Source organism: Gammaproteobacteria bacterium (genome assembly GCA_013696315.1).
In the GTDB taxonomy this organism is placed as follows: domain Bacteria; phylum Pseudomonadota; class Gammaproteobacteria; order JACCYU01; family JACCYU01; genus JACCYU01.
In genome coordinates this window covers 1-16,128 of sequence record JACCYU010000103.1, presented here as the reverse complement: position 1 = coordinate 16,128, position 16,128 = coordinate 1, and the positions used below count along the sequence as shown (strand labels likewise).

18 protein-coding genes are annotated in these 16,128 nt (G+C 60.7%); 6 read left to right on the top strand and 12 right to left on the bottom strand.

All coding sequences use genetic code 11. From position 1 onward, the window contains the following. From H0V34_06345 to H0V34_06330, 4 genes are all read right to left on the bottom strand, one after another. The coding region (locus H0V34_06345; protein ID MBA2491331.1) for an alpha/beta hydrolase at positions 1-402 on the bottom strand (402 nt) is incomplete at its 3' end. A 63-nt stretch (positions 403-465) separates the two neighbouring features. Continuing rightward, positions 466-861, bottom strand: a complete 396-nt coding sequence (locus H0V34_06340) for a chalcone isomerase family protein (protein ID MBA2491330.1) — start codon at positions 859-861, stop codon at positions 466-468. A 331-nt stretch (positions 862-1,192) separates the two neighbouring features. Further along, positions 1,193-1,723: a cupin-like domain-containing protein gene (locus tag H0V34_06335; GenBank protein MBA2491329.1), complete on the bottom strand. Its 531-nt coding sequence runs from the start codon at positions 1,721-1,723 to the stop codon at positions 1,193-1,195. Positions 1,724-2,389: 666 nt separating this feature from the next. Further along, positions 2,390-3,121 (bottom strand): Crp/Fnr family transcriptional regulator, encoded by a 732-nt coding sequence (locus tag H0V34_06330; protein ID MBA2491328.1) that lies wholly within the window; start codon positions 3,119-3,121, stop codon positions 2,390-2,392. A gap of 182 nt (positions 3,122-3,303) precedes the next feature. Here H0V34_06330 and H0V34_06325 point away from each other — a divergent pair, with 182 nt between their 5' ends. From H0V34_06325 to H0V34_06305, 5 genes are all read left to right on the top strand, one after another. Beyond that, on the top strand, positions 3,304-3,492 hold the full coding sequence (locus H0V34_06325) for a hypothetical protein (protein ID MBA2491327.1): 189 nt from the start codon (positions 3,304-3,306) through the stop codon (positions 3,490-3,492). Between the two features lie 183 nt (positions 3,493-3,675). Further along, entirely contained in the window at positions 3,676-4,269 is a 594-nt protein-coding gene (locus tag H0V34_06320) for a hypothetical protein (protein MBA2491326.1), read from the top strand. 79 nt (positions 4,270-4,348) lie between these two features. Then, on the top strand, positions 4,349-5,077 hold the full coding sequence (locus H0V34_06315; GenBank protein MBA2491325.1) for a hypothetical protein: 729 nt from the start codon (positions 4,349-4,351) through the stop codon (positions 5,075-5,077). A 212-nt stretch (positions 5,078-5,289) separates the two neighbouring features. Further along, entirely contained in the window at positions 5,290-5,559 is a 270-nt protein-coding gene (locus H0V34_06310; GenBank protein ID MBA2491324.1) for a GlsB/YeaQ/YmgE family stress response membrane protein, read from the top strand. A gap of 418 nt (positions 5,560-5,977) precedes the next feature. Further along, on the top strand, positions 5,978-6,160 hold the full coding sequence (locus H0V34_06305; protein MBA2491323.1) for a CsbD family protein: 183 nt from the start codon (positions 5,978-5,980) through the stop codon (positions 6,158-6,160). Positions 6,161-6,358: 198 nt separating this feature from the next. Here H0V34_06305 and H0V34_06300 read toward each other — a convergent pair whose 3' ends face one another. The 5 genes from H0V34_06300 to H0V34_06280 form a co-directional block, all read right to left on the bottom strand. Next, on the bottom strand, positions 6,359-7,807 hold the full coding sequence (locus H0V34_06300) for a bifunctional 2-methylcitrate dehydratase/aconitate hydratase (protein MBA2491322.1): 1,449 nt from the start codon (positions 7,805-7,807) through the stop codon (positions 6,359-6,361). Between the two features lie 108 nt (positions 7,808-7,915). After that, on the bottom strand, positions 7,916-9,055 hold the full coding sequence (gene prpC / locus H0V34_06295; GenBank protein MBA2491321.1) for a 2-methylcitrate synthase: 1,140 nt from the start codon (positions 9,053-9,055) through the stop codon (positions 7,916-7,918). Between the two features lie 44 nt (positions 9,056-9,099). Beyond that, positions 9,100-11,004 carry a propionyl-CoA synthetase gene (locus H0V34_06290; GenBank protein ID MBA2491320.1) on the bottom strand — a complete coding sequence of 635 codons (1,905 nt, stop codon included), beginning with the start codon at positions 11,002-11,004 and terminating at the stop codon, positions 9,100-9,102. A 104-nt stretch (positions 11,005-11,108) separates the two neighbouring features. Then, positions 11,109-11,786, bottom strand: coding sequence for a haloacid dehalogenase type II (locus H0V34_06285; GenBank protein MBA2491319.1), 678 nt, complete (start codon positions 11,784-11,786; stop codon positions 11,109-11,111). A 50-nt stretch (positions 11,787-11,836) separates the two neighbouring features. Then, the gene (locus tag H0V34_06280; GenBank protein ID MBA2491318.1) at positions 11,837-13,468 is read right to left on the bottom strand and encodes an MFS transporter; all 1,632 of its coding nucleotides are present in this window, start codon (positions 13,466-13,468) and stop codon (positions 11,837-11,839) included. A 107-nt stretch (positions 13,469-13,575) separates the two neighbouring features. On the opposite strand from H0V34_06280, the gene H0V34_06275 reads away from it, so the two are divergent. Beyond that, positions 13,576-14,223, top strand: a complete 648-nt coding sequence (locus H0V34_06275; protein ID MBA2491317.1) for a Uma2 family endonuclease — start codon at positions 13,576-13,578, stop codon at positions 14,221-14,223. A gap of 207 nt (positions 14,224-14,430) precedes the next feature. On the opposite strand, the gene H0V34_06270 is transcribed toward H0V34_06275, so the two are convergent. From H0V34_06270 to H0V34_06260, 3 genes are all read right to left on the bottom strand, one after another. Further along, positions 14,431-15,447: a porin gene (locus H0V34_06270; protein MBA2491316.1), complete on the bottom strand. Its 1,017-nt coding sequence runs from the start codon at positions 15,445-15,447 to the stop codon at positions 14,431-14,433. 39 nt (positions 15,448-15,486) lie between these two features. Then, entirely contained in the window at positions 15,487-15,672 is a 186-nt protein-coding gene (locus H0V34_06265; GenBank protein MBA2491315.1) for a hypothetical protein, read from the bottom strand. A 117-nt stretch (positions 15,673-15,789) separates the two neighbouring features. Beyond that, on the bottom strand, positions 15,790-16,128 hold a 339-nt coding region (locus H0V34_06260), incomplete at its 5' end, for an acetyl-coenzyme A synthetase (protein ID MBA2491314.1).

Genomic DNA, 16,128 nt, shown 5'->3' with positions numbered 1-16,128 from the left:
CATAGACTCGCTCAGACGCACACCGAAGCTTGCGAGCACCAGGGTATCCACCTCCGCGAGCGCGCGCGCCGCGTACGCAGCCACGACGATTGTGCCCCAAGAGACACCCACCAGGGTCAGCGGTCCGGCGCGCCCGCTGCTTTCGATGATCCGGTGCAGGATTTGCAGTTGCTCGTCGAAGCCGATCTCCAACGGACCGTCGAGAATCTTCGAGCGCCCGAGGCCCGGCATGTCGAAGGTCACGATGCAGAATTCTTTGGAAAAATGGCTCACAACAGTACGCCATACGGCCATGGTCTGCTGCGCGCCACTGACGCACACCATCGTACGCTCGCCCGTACCGTATACCCGGAACGGAACGCTGAAACGTCCTTCCACGATCTCGTCCTTCTCGATGACCATGTGCTTTCCTCCGCTATGCGCTTTTTTTATCGCTGATTGGTACGCGTAAACGAAGGCGCCGCCTTACCGCGCCGCGTCTACAGGTCCGCTATCGACCGAGACATTGGGTTGCAGCACGCGCAGCGCGATCAATTGTTCACGATCGACGATCGACGCGTCGCCGAACCACACGGACCAGCACACCCGCGCGAACGTGGGATTGGGAATTTCTGACACGACCTCGCCCTGATACATGGAAATCAGGCGTCCGCCCGGCAGCCATCGCACGGTGAAGCGTTCGCCCTCTACTACATCCTTGTGTACTGCCCGCAGAAATGCTTGCAGCGCGGCTTGCGTCGCGCGTATTTCCTCAGGGCTCGCGTGCTGGATGAAGCTCTCCATAAAACCGTCGCGCACCTGTTCGGCGTCCAGCTCGCGCGCGAACGCCAGGGTCACCTGCTTTGCGGTATCCGGGGACATGTGATGCGCGCCAGCACCTGCGCCGACGTGGCTTCTGGGCCGGTCTCAAGATAATGCGCGATGCTGTAGATGTTGAACCAGAACTTGGTTCTGACCGCCGTGCCGGTGGCGGACAGACGATAGCGCGCGCCGTCGTGCTCGAATCTGACTTCGACCGGTTAACGCGCGCCGGTTTCAGGCTCGGTAATCAAATTTCCGGCACCGTCCGCCTGGGCGACCACACTCGCCGCACACACCATCAATAGCGTAAATCGCAACGATCGCATAAATGCAGGCGCGAACGCTTCGACCGCGCGGAGGCTTGCTGGCTCAGACATCACAGTCATTCCGCTCAGCGACCCAGCCGCGCGGCGCGGCTATCCGCAGCCCGTTCCTTGAATTGAAACCAGGAACGCGAACTGAGCTTGTTCAGCAGGCGATCCACGGGCGAGACGACCGTGAGGTTGTAAAACCCTTGCAAACGCCGCGCAAAGTGCTCGCTGGGTAGCCGCAGGGACACGCCGTAGCCCGCGTCTTCGTAACTGACCTGATGCCAGTAGCCGCTGGGCATGAACAACGTTTCGCCGGGATGCACGGTAACGGCGTAACCCGACGCGTCGGCTAGCGCGGGAAAGCGGCTGAAATCCGGCCGCTCGACATCCACGTAACTGCGTACAGTCAGCGGGTGGCGATATAGATACGCGGACTGCGTTTGCGGAAACAGCGTGATACGCCTGCGTCCCAGCACCGAGGTGTAGAAGACGTGACTGAGATCGATATCGTAGTGAACCGGAGTGACCGCACCGCGGCTGCCGAAAAACATAAACACGAAGCGGCGGGAGAAATGGTCCGCGAGATCGGGATAACGAATGTCACGCAACAACGCGGGCAGCTCACGGCGATATTGTAAAGAAACATGCGCAAATCCCGCGAAGTGTCGAGGATCGCGTGCAGAAATTCGCGCAATGGCAGCACTTCGATATTCGACATGTAATGCTGGCCGGGTCGCGCGAAGCTCGCGTCGTACACCCGCACCTTGCGCTCCCCGAAGTTATCGATGAAAAACTGTGGCGTCCATTTGTTCAGCGCCGGCCAGGCGCTGGCCAGTCGCCGAAACACCACGGGCCGCAGCGGCGCCAGGAAATCGCGCTCGAAAGCCGCTTTCGAAAGCGAATTGACGCGGGGGACTGGGTCAGTGTGTAGGCTGGTCATACGCTCCTTCACGGACCGCACCGACGTGGATCAGAGATAAATCGTTCAGAGAACCACCAGCGCAAGCCAGGGTACCGAAAAGCCCCACGCTGATCTAGCGCGCGCTTCCGCCGGCGCGACGCGAATTATTTTGCCGTCAGCCGAAGGCGCTCCGCGAGCATTACCGGGATAACAGCGCAGAGACTATACCGAGGTCATTATGCGCGCGCAATCGCGGGTGCGTGCGGCACGGCGGGACCGCGCGCTGAACAATCCAGAGCGGCTTCGCGTCATTCAGGTCACACGACATGTGAAAGCGTGTCCGGATCTGTCCCTGTCGGTTTCAATTCTTGGCCGATCAAATCAGCGGCCGCGCATTGATCGGGCGCTCAAAGTAATCAGCCAGTTTTCGAAGCGCCTTCGGTTCGAGCAGCACGAGACGACGCTGGTCCAGGCCGAAGAGTCCGAGCTTCCGCAGCCGCCGCAGCGTCTTGTTCGTATGCACCAGCGAGAGTCCGAGCGCGTCGGCGATGTGCTGCTGAGTGATGGGAAAGTCGATACCGTCTTTCACGGCAAGGTCGACCGCTGCAGCACGTTTGTAAAGGTGGATCAGCAACGTGGCGACGGCTTCGAGCGCTGTGCGGCGGCCGCTGGAGACCAGATTCTCGTCGACCATGCCCTCTTCGTGCGCGGCAAGCCAGGTTATGTCGAACGCGAGCTCCGGATAGCGATTGTAGAGCTCCCAGATCTTGTCGCGTGAAAACACGCACAGATCAACGTCGGTCAGCGCTTCCACCCCATGCTCTGAATCTCCGAGCAGCTGCGCCTGAAAGCCGATCAGATCGCCCGGCAACAAAAAATTCAGAATCTGGCGACGGCCATCCGTCAAGGTTTTGAAGCGGAACGCCCACCCGGAAAGGACGGAGTACAGGCGCGGATCTCTATCGCCTTGATGAACGATCTCGCGCCCGGCCAACACTTGAATCTGCCCCCGCTTCATCGCATCGATGAAGTCGATTTCCTCCTCGGTATTCGGCTTAAAGACGGCAAGCCGACGCAAGGGGCACTCGTAGCAGCGAACCTGCTTCATGGTTTGGCGACACCGCGGCCGGAACGTCCAGTTACTATAACATCTATGTCAAAGTACATAGTGCGGGTCACGAGAAACTGCTAGCGTGAGGTCAGGATCAGATCACGGTCTGATCGGTGGTCGAAGTGGTCAACGTTTATTAGTTGCTTCACTTTGCCGCTTAACACACAGGAGGAAACTAGATGGTAAATCAGGAGCAGAATGCCGGCAACGAGGATCAGCGAAATCCGGAGCAAGAGAAACCGGATCAGTTCGCCCCCGGCGAAGACAAGCCCGATCAGCGCAGTCCAGGCGAAGCGAAGCCGGACGGGCACGATGCGGATGAAGAAAAGCCAGGTCAGCAGGCGCCCGGCCGGGATAACGACCTTTAAGGCTCGGCGCAAACACGCAAGCCGCTAAAAATGTTGATCCCCCATCAGCAGTCAGCCCACTCGCCGCCCATCGGCGGGTGGGCTCCTTTATGGTCCGAGGTTGCGTCTTTATTTAATCCGGTTACAGATCCCTCTGCGCTTTGAGCGGAATGATCTTAATCAATAATCATCGAGGAGACCGCAATGAAAAAAGAGCAAGTGAACGAGCTGCTGTACCAGGCGCTTGAGACTGAAAAAGGCGGTGTGCAGATTTATCAGACAGCACTTCAGTGCGTTGTCAACGAAGATCTCAAGAAAGCATGGCAGGGCTATCTCGAGCAAACCCAAAATCACGAGCGCATTGTACTCAAGGTGTTTGAACAACTGGGCCTCGACCCCGACACCGAGACACCGGGGCGTCAGGTCGTCCGACATCTCGGCGAGTCGCTTGTGAAGGCAATGGAAATGGCGATGAAGGCGGGCAAGCCCGATGCAGCCCAATTAGTCGCGGGCGAGTGCGTGGTGCTGGCCGAGACCAAAGACCATATGAATTGGGAACTCATCGGCAAGGTCGCGGAAAAGACCAAGGGTGCGAATGGCAAGGCGCTCAAGGAAGCGTATGAGGAGGTCGAGGACGAGGAAGACGAGCACGTTTACCACAGCACAGGTTGGACGCGAGAGCTGTGGATCGAGTCGCTGGGGATGCCCGCGGTGCTCCCGCCGCCAGAGGAAGAAAAAGATGTGAAGACCGCCATCGGCGCGGCGCGCGCGGAGCAGTCGCGGGAGAAAATGCTATAGCTCCCACGCAATGAAAACTGGACTATGAATATTGGTTGAAGACTTGCTCAAAAATGAACAGCACTGGAGATAATCCATCATGGCCAATCATATAAGCGTAACGTCCGGGGAATACCACGACGTTGTCAAGCGTGTGTCATGGGGCGCGATCTTCGCGGGTGCGATCGTCGCGCTCGTCGTACAGATTGTCCTTACCCTGCTTGGACTGAGCATCGGTCTTGGCGTCATGAGTCAAGCCCAGGGTGCTAGCGCTTTAGCCGGCGGCGGTATTGGCGCGGCGATCTGGCTCGTAATAAGCAGCCTGATATCGCTTTATATTGGCGGCTATGTCGCGGGCCGCATGGCCGGCGTATTCACTAAGCCGGATGGCGTCTTGAACGGCATTGTTGTGTGGGCGCTTGCTACTTTGTTCTCCCTGTATCTCGCCACCTCGGCCGTTGGCGGCGCTGCGAGTGGCGTTGCGGGTATGCTCGGACAAGGACTCCAACTTGCCGGCCAAGGCGTTTCCGCTGTCGCGCCTGAAGCCGCCGAGGCGGTCAAGAAGCAACCTCAACAGGCTCAGCAAGCGGCTCGGCAGGCGGTTGATGAGGCTAAGCAGCAGTACCGTCAGGTGCGCCGGGAGGCTGGGCAGGCGCTGGATGAAGCCCAGCAACAGGCGGCGCAGACCGCGGAACAAGTCGCGCCGATAGCCTCCGGCGCGGCGTTCGGCGCATTTATTGCGCTTGTGCTCGGGGCAGTCGCGGCCGCGCTCGGCGGTACGGCCGGAATCCCCAAAGATGTCGTACCCACTGCGGCCACTCGCAGGTAGGAAGGGTAACTTAAAATGAAGAAGACATTATTTCTCGCTATAGGTCGCTTTGTCTGGCGGTTGATTCAGAAACGCTCTCAGAAGAGTATCGTCGGGCGGCGGAACAGCCCTGGCGGTAACCAACGAGGCAACTGAATCGAAGCGATGCAAAAGCATTGGGGCAACAGGCGAACAGTATCGCGGCAACCATTACCCTCCCAGGAGGACTCATGATTAATTTCATCATCTGGATCGTCGTCGGCGGAGTCATCGGATGGCTGGCAAGCCTCGTTATGAAAACCGATGCGCAGCAAGGGCTGCTGTTGAACATTGTTGTGGGCATCGTCGGCGCGTTTCTCGGTGGTTTGCTGCTATCGCCGCTATTCGGCATCGGCAGCTTGAGCCGCGACAATTTCAGCATTCCCGCCTTGTTCATCGCGTTCCTTGGCGCAGTGGTATTACTGGCCATCGTCAACCTTATTCGGCGCGGCCGAGTACGTTGAGCTCGATCACGAACACTGCAAAGGGGTACCCATGTTCAAAAGATCTGAATCCAGGCGCCACCGGGTTGCCGACTCTACAAGCGAAGTCGTTGAAAGAGGGGCCGAGGGCGCTGCGGAGTTGGAAAGACGCGCGCGAGAAACCGCGTCCGACGCGGGAGAAGTTGTGCGAGATTCCGCGCGTCAGCTGCGGCGCCGGTCGGGCGAAGCCTACCGGGACTTAGCCGACCTCACATTCCACTATCCCGTGGCAACTATCATGATCGCCTTCGCCGCCGGCGCTCTGATAGCGTCGCGTTTGAAACGCTAGCCGTCGCGTGGATTATCCAGGAGCGATCCGAGATTACTCACAGATGATTACGAAGCCGGTGGATTACGGCATTGCGCGCCTAACCCACCCCACACACCAGGAGAGCATGACATGAAAGATCCCAAGACAGACAAAACCGAAGGCAAGGCTGATCGAGTTGTCGGTAAAATCAAAGAGACCGCCGGCAAGGTGCTGGGCGATAAAGACCGTGAGGCCGAGGGCAAGGGACAACAAGGCAGAGGCCATCTGAAAGAGACTAAAGGCGAGGTCAAGGACAAGTTCAAGGGCAAGTAAACTACCATCTGCTCGGCATAAGGCGCTTCGACCACAGTCGAGGCGCTCTTATTTCACGCATCCGGATTTTAGCGGCAGCGGGATCCAGATGCCTTTAGCCCGCGCCGCTGTACCCGACATGCGGCAGCGCGGGATCTACGAATGCCGTCACATTACCAGCCGCGTCCTGCAGTGGCGCGTCGCTCTACCGACAGGAGATTAAACAACCCACAGGTTCATGAACGCTTGCGCGGGCATTGCCTCCAGCCGCTGCTGATCCTCGCATAGCCGCGCAATCTCTTCGCAACGCCGCGCCGGGAAGCGAGTCGCGATGGCGCGCCTGAACTTGTCCACCAGCAATGGCATACCTTCGGCGCGGCGTCGACGGTGGCCGAGCGGATAGTCGACCGCGATCCTCTCGCTATGCGAGCCGTCCTTGAATAATACCTGCACGGCATTGGCTATGGCGCGTTTGGCCGGATCGAAGTAATCACGCGTGAAGCGTGAATTCTCCTCGACGTGCATCTTCGCGCGCAGCGCATCGATGCGCAGGTCGGCGGCAATCCCGTCTTCGTAGTCTGAAGCCTCCAGACGACCGAAGATCAGCGCTACCGCCACCATGTACTGAATGCAGTGATCGCGATCGGCGGGGTTCGACAGCGGCCCGGTTTTATCGATAATGCGGGCGCCGGCTGCCTGAGTTTCGATGACGACGCGGTCGATGTTCGCGACACGGTCTTTGATCTGTGGATGTAACGTGAGCGCCGCCTCCACCGCCGTCTGCGCGTGGAACTCTGCGGGGAACGATATCTTGAACAGCACGTTTTCCATCACGTAGCTGCCGTAGCCCTGCCCGAAGGCGAAAGGTTTGCCCTTGAACAGCACGTCGTAAAAGCCCCATTCCCTGGCCGACAGCGCCGATGCATAACCCATTTCGCCGCGCAGCGCATTTACCGCGAGCCAAACCGCGCGGCTGGTGGCGTCGCCCGCCGCCCAGCTCTTGCGCGAGCCGGTGTTGGGCGCGTGACGATACGTGCGCAGACTGCCGCCGTCGACCCACGCATTCGACACCGCATTAATGACCTGTTCCCGATTGCCGCCCAGCATGGCCGTGACCACCGCGGTGCTGGCCACGCGTACCAGCAAGACATGATCCAGCCCCACTCCGTTGAAGCTGTTTTCCAGCGCGATGACGCCCTGAATCTCGTGGGCCTTGATCATCGCGGTCAACACGTCGCCCACGTGTAACGGCACCTCGCCCTGCGCCGCGCGCGTACGGCTCAAGTAATCCGCCGTCGCCAGAATGCCGCCCAGATTGTCGGAAGGGTGACCCCACTCCGCGGCCAGCCAGGTATCGTTGAAATCCAGCCAGCGGATCATCGCGCCGATGTTGAACGCGGCCCGCACCGGATCGAGCTCGTATGACGTGCCCGGCACCCGCGCGCCGCCCGGCATCTGTGCGCCCGGCACCAGCGGACCCAGCAGTCTCGTACACGCGGGATACGAGAGCGCCAGCATGCCGCAGCTTAAAGAGTCCAGCAGGCAATAGCGCGCCGTCTCGCGTGCCTCGGGGCTCGCGGCATCGAAATTCAGAACGAAATCGGCGATGTCCGTCAGCACCGAATCCGGCGCCGGGCGATTGGCTTCGCGGGTTGCGCGGTCTGACATGCATTAACCTCTTGCAGCCTGCAGGGCGCGGCTTAAGGCGTAGTAGGGTGCGCCGTTCGCGCGCGTACACTGCGCGCGTCGCGCGGTGCGCTTAGGCAGCGCCTACGGCTACGAATTGCGTTGTTCGATGGGCACATAAGGCCGCGCGGGCGGGCCGATGTAATCCGCGTTGGGACGGATTAATCGATTGTTGCCGCGCTGCTCGACGATATGCGCCGACCAGCCAGCAACTCGCGAGATCACGAAGATGGGCGTGAAGAGCGGCGTCGGCACCCCCAAGAAGTGATAGGTCGATGCGCTGTAGAAGTCGAGATTGGGGAACAGCTTCTTCTGGGCCCACATGACGCTCTCGATGGCCTCCGACACGGCGAACAGGCGCGTGTCGCCGGCCGTGTCCGACAACTGCTTTGCCAGCGCCTTGATCGTCGCGTTGCGGGGGTCGGATTCGCGGTACACCGCGTGCCCAAAGCCCATGATCTTGTCTTTGCGCGCGAGCATTTCTTGTAAGCCGCGGCGCGCCTGTGGGGCGTCGTCGAAACGCTCGATGAGCGTCATTGCGGCCTCGTTGGCGCCCCCGTGCAGCGGCCCGCGCAAGGTGCCGATGGCGCCGGTGACGGCCGAGTAAAAATCCGAAAGTGTGGCGGCGCACACGCGCGCGGCGAACGTCGAAGCATTGAACTCGTGCTCGGCATACAGGATCAGGGACACGTTCATGGCGCGCCGATGCAGCGGGCTCGGCGGGCTGCCGTGCAGCAGATGCAGAAAATGACCGCCCACGGTGTCGTCTTCGTGCTCGGTCGCTATGCGTCTGGCACTGTGCACGAAGTGATACCAGTACAACAGCATCGACGGGAACGCCGCGAGCAGGCGGTCGGCGACGTCGCGCTGCGCGCTGAACTCTTTTTCGGGCTCTAGTGTACCCAGCATCGAGCAACCGGTGCGCAGCACGTCCATGGGCGCGGCATTCGCGGGAATTCGCTCCAGTGTTTCTTTAAGCGCAGGCGGCAGGCCCCGCAGTTCCTTGAGCCGCGTCTTGTAAGCGCGCAAGCCGTCGGCCGACGGCAGCTCGCCGTATATCAGCAGATAAGCGACTTCCTCGAACGTCGCCTGCTCGGCCAGCTCCGTAATATCGTAGCCACGATACGTCAGACCGTGGCCTTCCAGCCCCACCGTCGCGATCGCGCTCTCGCCCGCGGACTGGCCGCGCAGGCCCCCGGTACTCTTGCCAGTATTTTTGGTTGTGCTCATAGTCTTCTTCGCTGCAAATGGAGGCGGGCCTTCCTTAGGTTTATTTACGCCTGCAGGGGTAGACCCAGCTTCTTCAGACAGTCGGCGATCTCGCGCAGGATCGCGGGGTCGTCGATGGTCGCGGGGCTCGTGTAAGGCTCGCCATCGGCGATCTTTCGCATCACCGCACGCAGGCACTTGCCGGAGCGGGTTTTGGGCAGGCGCGGCACCATGGCGCAGAGCTTGAACGCGGCCACCGGCCCGAGCTGCTCGCGCACGCGTAACACCAGCTCTGATCTGATCTCATCCTCATCGCGCCCAACGCCACTCTTGAGCACCACCAGGCCCACGGGCCGCTGACCTTTCAGCGGATCGGCGACCCCGACGACGGCGCATTCCGCCACGTCGGGATGCGCCGCCAACACTTCTTCGATGGCACCCGTAGACAGCCGGTGCCCGGCCACGTTGATCACGTCGTCGGTGCGGCTCATCACCCACAGATAGCCGTCGGCATCGAGATAGCCCGCGTCGCTGCTCAGGTAATAGCCGGGATAGCGCTCGAGATAAGCCGCTTTATAGCCCTCATCGTTGTTCCACAAAGTCGGCAGACAGCCTGGCGCCAGCGGCAATTTTATGCATAAGTCGCCCATTTCATTCGGCGGCATCTCGTCGCCCTTGCGCCCCAGTATGCGCACGTCATAGCCTGGAACAGCCCGGGTGGGCGAGCCCGGCTTGACCGGCAGGTGTTCGATACCCAGACAATTCGCCGCGATCGCCCAGCCCGTCTCGGTCTGCCACCAGTGGTCTATGACGGGCGCCTTGAGCAGATCTCGCGCCCACTCGAGCGTATCCGCGTCGCAGCGCTCGCCGGCCAGAAACAGGGTGCGAAATCCCGACAGGTCATAGCGCCCGGCGTGCTCGCCTTCGGGATCTTCTTTCTTGATGGCGCGAATCGCGGTGGGCGCCGTGAACATCACCTTCACCTTGTGCTCGGCGATCACCCTCCAGAAGGCCCCGGCATCCGGCGTACCGACCGGTTTGCCCTCGTACATGATGGTGGTGCAACCCTGCAGCAACGGGCCATACACGATGTACGAATGACCCACCACCCAGCCCACGTCGGATGCGGACCAGTACACGTCGCCGGGCGCCACGTCGTAGATGTTTTGCATGGACCACTTGAGCGCCACCGCATGACCGCCGTTGTCGCGCACGATGCCTTTTGGCTTGCCGGTAGTGCCCGAGGTGTAAAGAATATAGAGCGGATTGGTCGCCGCGACCGGCACGCAATCGGCCGGCGTGGCGCTCGCCATCGCATCCTGCCAGTCGAAATCGCGGCCTGCCACAAGCTTCGCGCGGCACTGCGGCCGCTGCAGGACGATGCAGCCGTCCGGCTTGTGTCTGGCCTGCGCCAGCGCCTTGTCCACCAGCGGCTTGTATTCAATCACGAGGCCCGGCTCGACGCCGCAGGACGCGGTGACGATGAGCTTGGGCTGTGCGTCATCGATGCGGGTGGCCAGTTCATTGGCGGCGAAACCGCCGAAGACAACCGAGTGAATCGCGCCCAGTCGCGCGCAGGCCAGCATGGCGATCACGGCCTCCGGGACCATCGGCATGTAAATGATCACCCGGTCGCCGCGGGCCACGCCCTGATCGCGCAGCGCCCCGGCGAACAATGCCACTGTGTCGCGCAATTCGCGATAAGAATAGCGCCTGATCAAATCGGTGACCGGGCTGTCATGGATAAGGGCCGGCTGCTCGCCGCGACCTTGATCGACGTGGATATCCAGCGCGTTATAGCAGGTGTTCAGGCGCCCGCCGGCGAACCAGCGATAGAAAGGTTTGTCACCGTCGTCCAGCACCTTGTCCCAGGGTCGGTCCCAGTGGATGGCCTCGGCGGCCTCGCTCCAGAATCCTTGCGGATCACTCAACCAGCGACTGTAGACGGTTTGATAGTCGTGCTGCGGCATGACCGATCCTCCGCGCGATAGTGTCAAGGTTATTCTAGTCATCGCAGCACCAAAAGTCCCAACAGTGAGCTGGCAAACGAGAGAGCCGGCAGTCCGGTGTGAGGTCAGCCGATGAGATCGGGCAACCCGGCGAGGCTCGCGAGTTCCGCGTCGGGGAGGTTCGGAATTCGCTCGGGTTGTGCGCCTGCGCGATTGATCCACACCACACGCATGCCGAAGTAAGCCGCGCCGGCGGCGTCCCAGGCGTTGGCCGACTGGAAGCTGATTCGTTCGGCCGGTAGCGCGAGGCGTTCGCAGGCCAGGCGATAAACCTTCGGGTGCGGTTTGTAGATGCGCAGTTCGTCGACCGTGCAGATGTCGTCGATGAGCTCGTCGAGTCCGGCCGCGGCGGTGGCCGCCTCGATCATGCCGCGCGTGCCGTTGGAGAGAATGGCAGTTCTGATGCCGCGGCGTTTGAGCGCCGCCAGGGAATCCTTTACCTCCGGATAACAATCGAGCTCGTGATAAGCGCGCATGAGATCCTCACGCAGCCGCCCATCGAAAAGACCATAAGTTCGCATGGCATAGTCCAGGGCGTCGCCCGTGATCTGCCAGAAATCCGCGTGCGCGCCCATCAGGCTGCGTAGCCAGGTATATTCCAGTTGCCTGGTGCGCCACAATACGGACAGGGGCTGGGCGTGTTCGCCTATTCTTTTACGGTATCGTTTAACGGCGGAGTGCACATCGAACAGCGTTCCATAGGCGTCGAATACACAGGCTTTGACATCCCTGATTCCGGCCATCAGTGGCTGCTCCCAATGCGAGTGGCAAGCTTCATTCCGATGTTCATACTTTATGGACCTGGGTTTACGCCTGATTTGAAGGTGGCTCCGCCCTGGCGCCTTTGACCGCCGCCGGTCGCGGGCGCGATCATCAGGCCAGCGCATGCCGCGCCCGCCAGCGCACAGCCGGCGGCGGTCAGCATCACGGCGCGAAAACTGGTAACGAAGGATTCGTCCGCCGCCCGTTGCAGTGCCTCGCGCGCTGCCGGCGTCGCGTTCGCGGGCACCTGCACACCTGCCAGGCGATCGCTGGTGCGGACAACTATTTTTTCGATTGCTGGCGGGACATTCAACATCATCAGGCGCTCATCCAGGCTGACCCGAAAGACCTGCAGCGCCACCACACCCAGCACCGCGACCGCGAGCAAGGTGGCGGTGCGCGACACCGCGTTGTTGACACCCGAGGCAGTGCCCGCATAACGGTTATCCACGGCGTTGATTACCGTTGTGGTCAGCGGCGCGACGCTGATTGTCATGCCCAGCGCCAGTACCACCATGCCCGGGAAGAACGTCGTCCAGTACGAGCCGCCGATGCCCGGCCAGGCAAACAGAGCGAGACCGCAGGCGGCGACGACGGGCCCCACAACGAGCGGCGGCCTCGCGCCGTATCGCGCCAGCAATCCGCCGGCCCAGCGCGACAGCCCGCCCATGATGATCGTAAACGGCAGAAACGCCGCGCCCGCCTGCGTGGCCGAATAATCCTGCACCTGAATCAGATTGAATGGCAGGAAAAACAGGCTGCCGCTTAAGCCGAAGTAAAGCAGCAGGGTCATCAGATTCGCGCCGCTGAACGTGGGTGAACGAAACAGCGTCAGCGGCAGCATGGGCGACGCGGCGCGCGCTTCGACCCGCAGGAATACGCTCAGGATCAGCACGGCGGCAAGCAGCGCGCCGATCACGACCGCGTGACTCCAGCCCAGTTCGGCGGCGACGATCAGGCCGTAAGTCAGCGCCGCTAGCCCCGTCACCGCCAGCAAGGCGCCGCGCCAGTCCAGCGCGGGGTTTTCTTGATTAGCGCGACTCTCCGGCACGCGCGTTAAGGTAATCATAAGCGCCAGAAGGGCAAGCGGCACGTTGATGAAAAAAATCGCGCGCCACGACACCGCGTCTACCAACCACCCGCCCAGCACCGGTCCGAGCGCCGCGGTGACAGCCGAAAAACCGGCCCATGTGCCGATCGCCCTGCCTCGTTCGTGCGTCTCGAAAGTCGCGCTGATGATGGCGAGGCTGCTGGGCACCAGCATGGCCCCGCCCACACCCTGCACTGCCCGCGCGAAGATCAGTTGTTCAACGTCGGCCGCAAGCCCGCACCATACTGACGCAAGCATGAACAGCACAATGCCGAGCGCGAACACGCGCCGCCGCCCGAAGCGATCGCCCGCCACGCCACTGATCAGAATTAGCGACGCGAGCAGCAGCGCGTACGCATTGACCACCCATTGCATGCCCGCCACCGAGGCGGCGAGATCTGTCGCAATCGCCGGCAGCGCGACGTTGACCACCGAGCCGTCGATAAACGCCATGCTCGATCCCAGAATGGTCGCCGCCAGCACCCACGGTTTCGCCGCCTGCGTACATTCGGAATGTTGCTCGCTGGACTGGATAACACCGTCATCGCACGGCGCCTTGCCGAGGCCGATCATCGAAAGACATTCATGCTGCGTTAACGGAAAGACCTGTGGGCGGGTGATAGAATTGAGGCTGCGGGTGAAGGTCGCGTGTAGCGCTAACGTACGGAGGATATCGAACGATGGCAACAGCATTGAGCCGACCGCGCCAGGTCGCCGGGCAAGTCATACTGCGCGATATCACCTGGGAGACGTACGAGAGGCTGCTCAGCGAGCATGGAGATAGCACGGGCACGCGCTTTGTCTATCACCGGGGGATGCTGGAAATCATGATCGTTTCGTACAGGCACGAAATCATTAACCGTATCATTGCGTCCCTGGTCGAGATACTTGCCGAGCAGCTGAACATCGACATCATGGGCGCAGGCTCGACAACCTTCAAACGCCAGGATCTGGCAAGCGGCTTCGAGCCCGACTCGTGTTTTTATATCGAAAATGCGGAGCGAATGCGGGGCAATGACGCAGTCGATCTGACCATCGACCCGCCGCCGGATCTGGTGATCGAAATTGACATCACGAACGTGTCGCTACCGCGCTTTCCTGTGTTCGCGGCAGTGGGCGTTCCCGAGGTTTGGCGTCATGACGGTAATAGCATCAGCATACACACGCTTGACAGGAAGACCGGCGAGTACCACGACACAGCCCGAAGCGCGTCGCTGCCCGGCGTCACCAGCGAGGTGCTGACGCGGTTCACGGCGGCGGGTTTAACCGAAAAGCGCCATGCGTGGCTCAAGCGCGTACGCGAGTGTATGCCTGACGCTCAAGGCTAATAAGTTGGGGAGCCTCTGAACAAGCCGCCTCAATCGTCATTGCGAGCAGCGAAGCAATCTAGAATATCCGTTGATCAGCCACTTCCTGGATTGGCACGTCGAGCCGATCCTCGCATTGACGACTTGTCTAGAAATAACTTAAGCGTGGTCAGTTGGGCTGTGCTCAACATTTCCATGACCAGCGCAAACGCGTTCAGAGTCAGGACATCAGAACTCGTAGATGCCCGATACCTGCAGGCGATTGATGTTACCGTTGGCGCCGCTTTCCAGTTCACGCTCGGCATGAATTAATTCAACGCCGAAGGTGATCGGCTCCACCGGCGAATACAGCAAATTGATATGCCAGCTGTAAGCCTGCTTTTCGGCATTCGTACCGGTGAATTCAACCGGATTGTCGATCTGACGATAGCTGCCAACGACGTTGGAGCGCCATTTTGAACTCCATGCATGGGTATAGCCGAAGTACCCGCCATATTGCGGAATTGACTCGATCTCGCCGGTATCATCGATCACGCCGTCGGCGGGACCGAACCCCATGTAGCGTCCAATGCCGTCGCCGCCATTAAGCTGGAACACCATCTCATCCTCCTCACCGACGGGCACCACGCCTGAGAGGCTCAAGCCATACCCGAGCTGAGTGTCATCTTGGTCGAGAAAGTCAGGATTGCCGTTATCGACCGTAAGCGTCCGGCCGAGCCCCGCGAGCGCGAACGAACCAAGATCGGTTTCTAGGTTATAACGCACCACGAAATCCGGAATGCGGCCGTCATTGGTCCGGGTGCCCAGGCGGAACACGTTTACATCGCCACTTTCGGGGTCCGATGCGGTTGGTCCGCCGTTTTGGTATAGCTCAGTCTCCGGATTCTCGATGGCAAAGTCGAAGGCCCCCCAAGTGTAGCGGATCTGCGGCTGACGAACGAAGATCGTGCTCTCGGCCGGCCCCACGAAATCCAGCGTTTCCGGCAGCGCGTCGTCATTCTGGAAGGTCGACCAGGTCTGCCCCATCAGCAGGTCGTTAAACGTAAAGTAGTAGTGCCGCAACCGCGGGCTGAATGAGTTCGTGAATGCTTCGTTGGCGCCCGTATCGGCGGTCAGAAAATCTATCTCGAAATAGGTGGTCAACGCGTTGCCATTCATGTCGGTCGCGCTATCTAAAGTGAGCCGGCTCTCCTTGGCGCTCGCATATGTGGTCTGATGGCTTTCACCGTCACCGGCCACCGGCACCGTGAACGGCAGGTAGAAGTCGGTGCCCAGCGCCGAATCTTATCCTGTCTGTCTGCCGTCGCTGGCGTCGTTATAAATAGCACTCAGCTTGGCGAAACCGCCGATCGTGACGACCGTTTTACCAGCCTCGAAGTCGAACGCACGGGCAGACTGCGGTACGTACAAAAATACGCTGGCGGCGAGCGACGCGATCGCGACATTACGAAGGGTATGTCCGTTTGTCATGATAGAGACCCTAAGCGAAGAAATTAACAAAGCCGTGCATGGGCACGATAACTGGAAGATCGCTGTTATCAACAGCGAACCGTACAGACGCGATCCCGGGCGCGTACGAATTCGCCGCTATTTGCTCGCCCGATGCTCGACCAGATCGTCCACCACCGATGGATCGGCCAAGGTAGACGTGTCGCCCAGCTCATCGACTTCGTTGGCGGCAACCTTGCGCAGGATGCGGCGCATGATCTTGCCCGAGCGCGTCTTGGGCAGGCCCGGCGCCCACTGAATCACGTCCGGCTTGGCAATGGCCCCGATCTCGTCGCGCACCAGTTGCGCCAGTTCCTTCTCCAGCTCCTCGCTCGGCTCCACGCCTTCCATCAAGGTCACGTAGGCGTAAATGCCTTGTCCCTTCTTCTCGTGTGGAAAGCCGACCACGGCCGCCTCCGACACCGACTTGTGCAACAC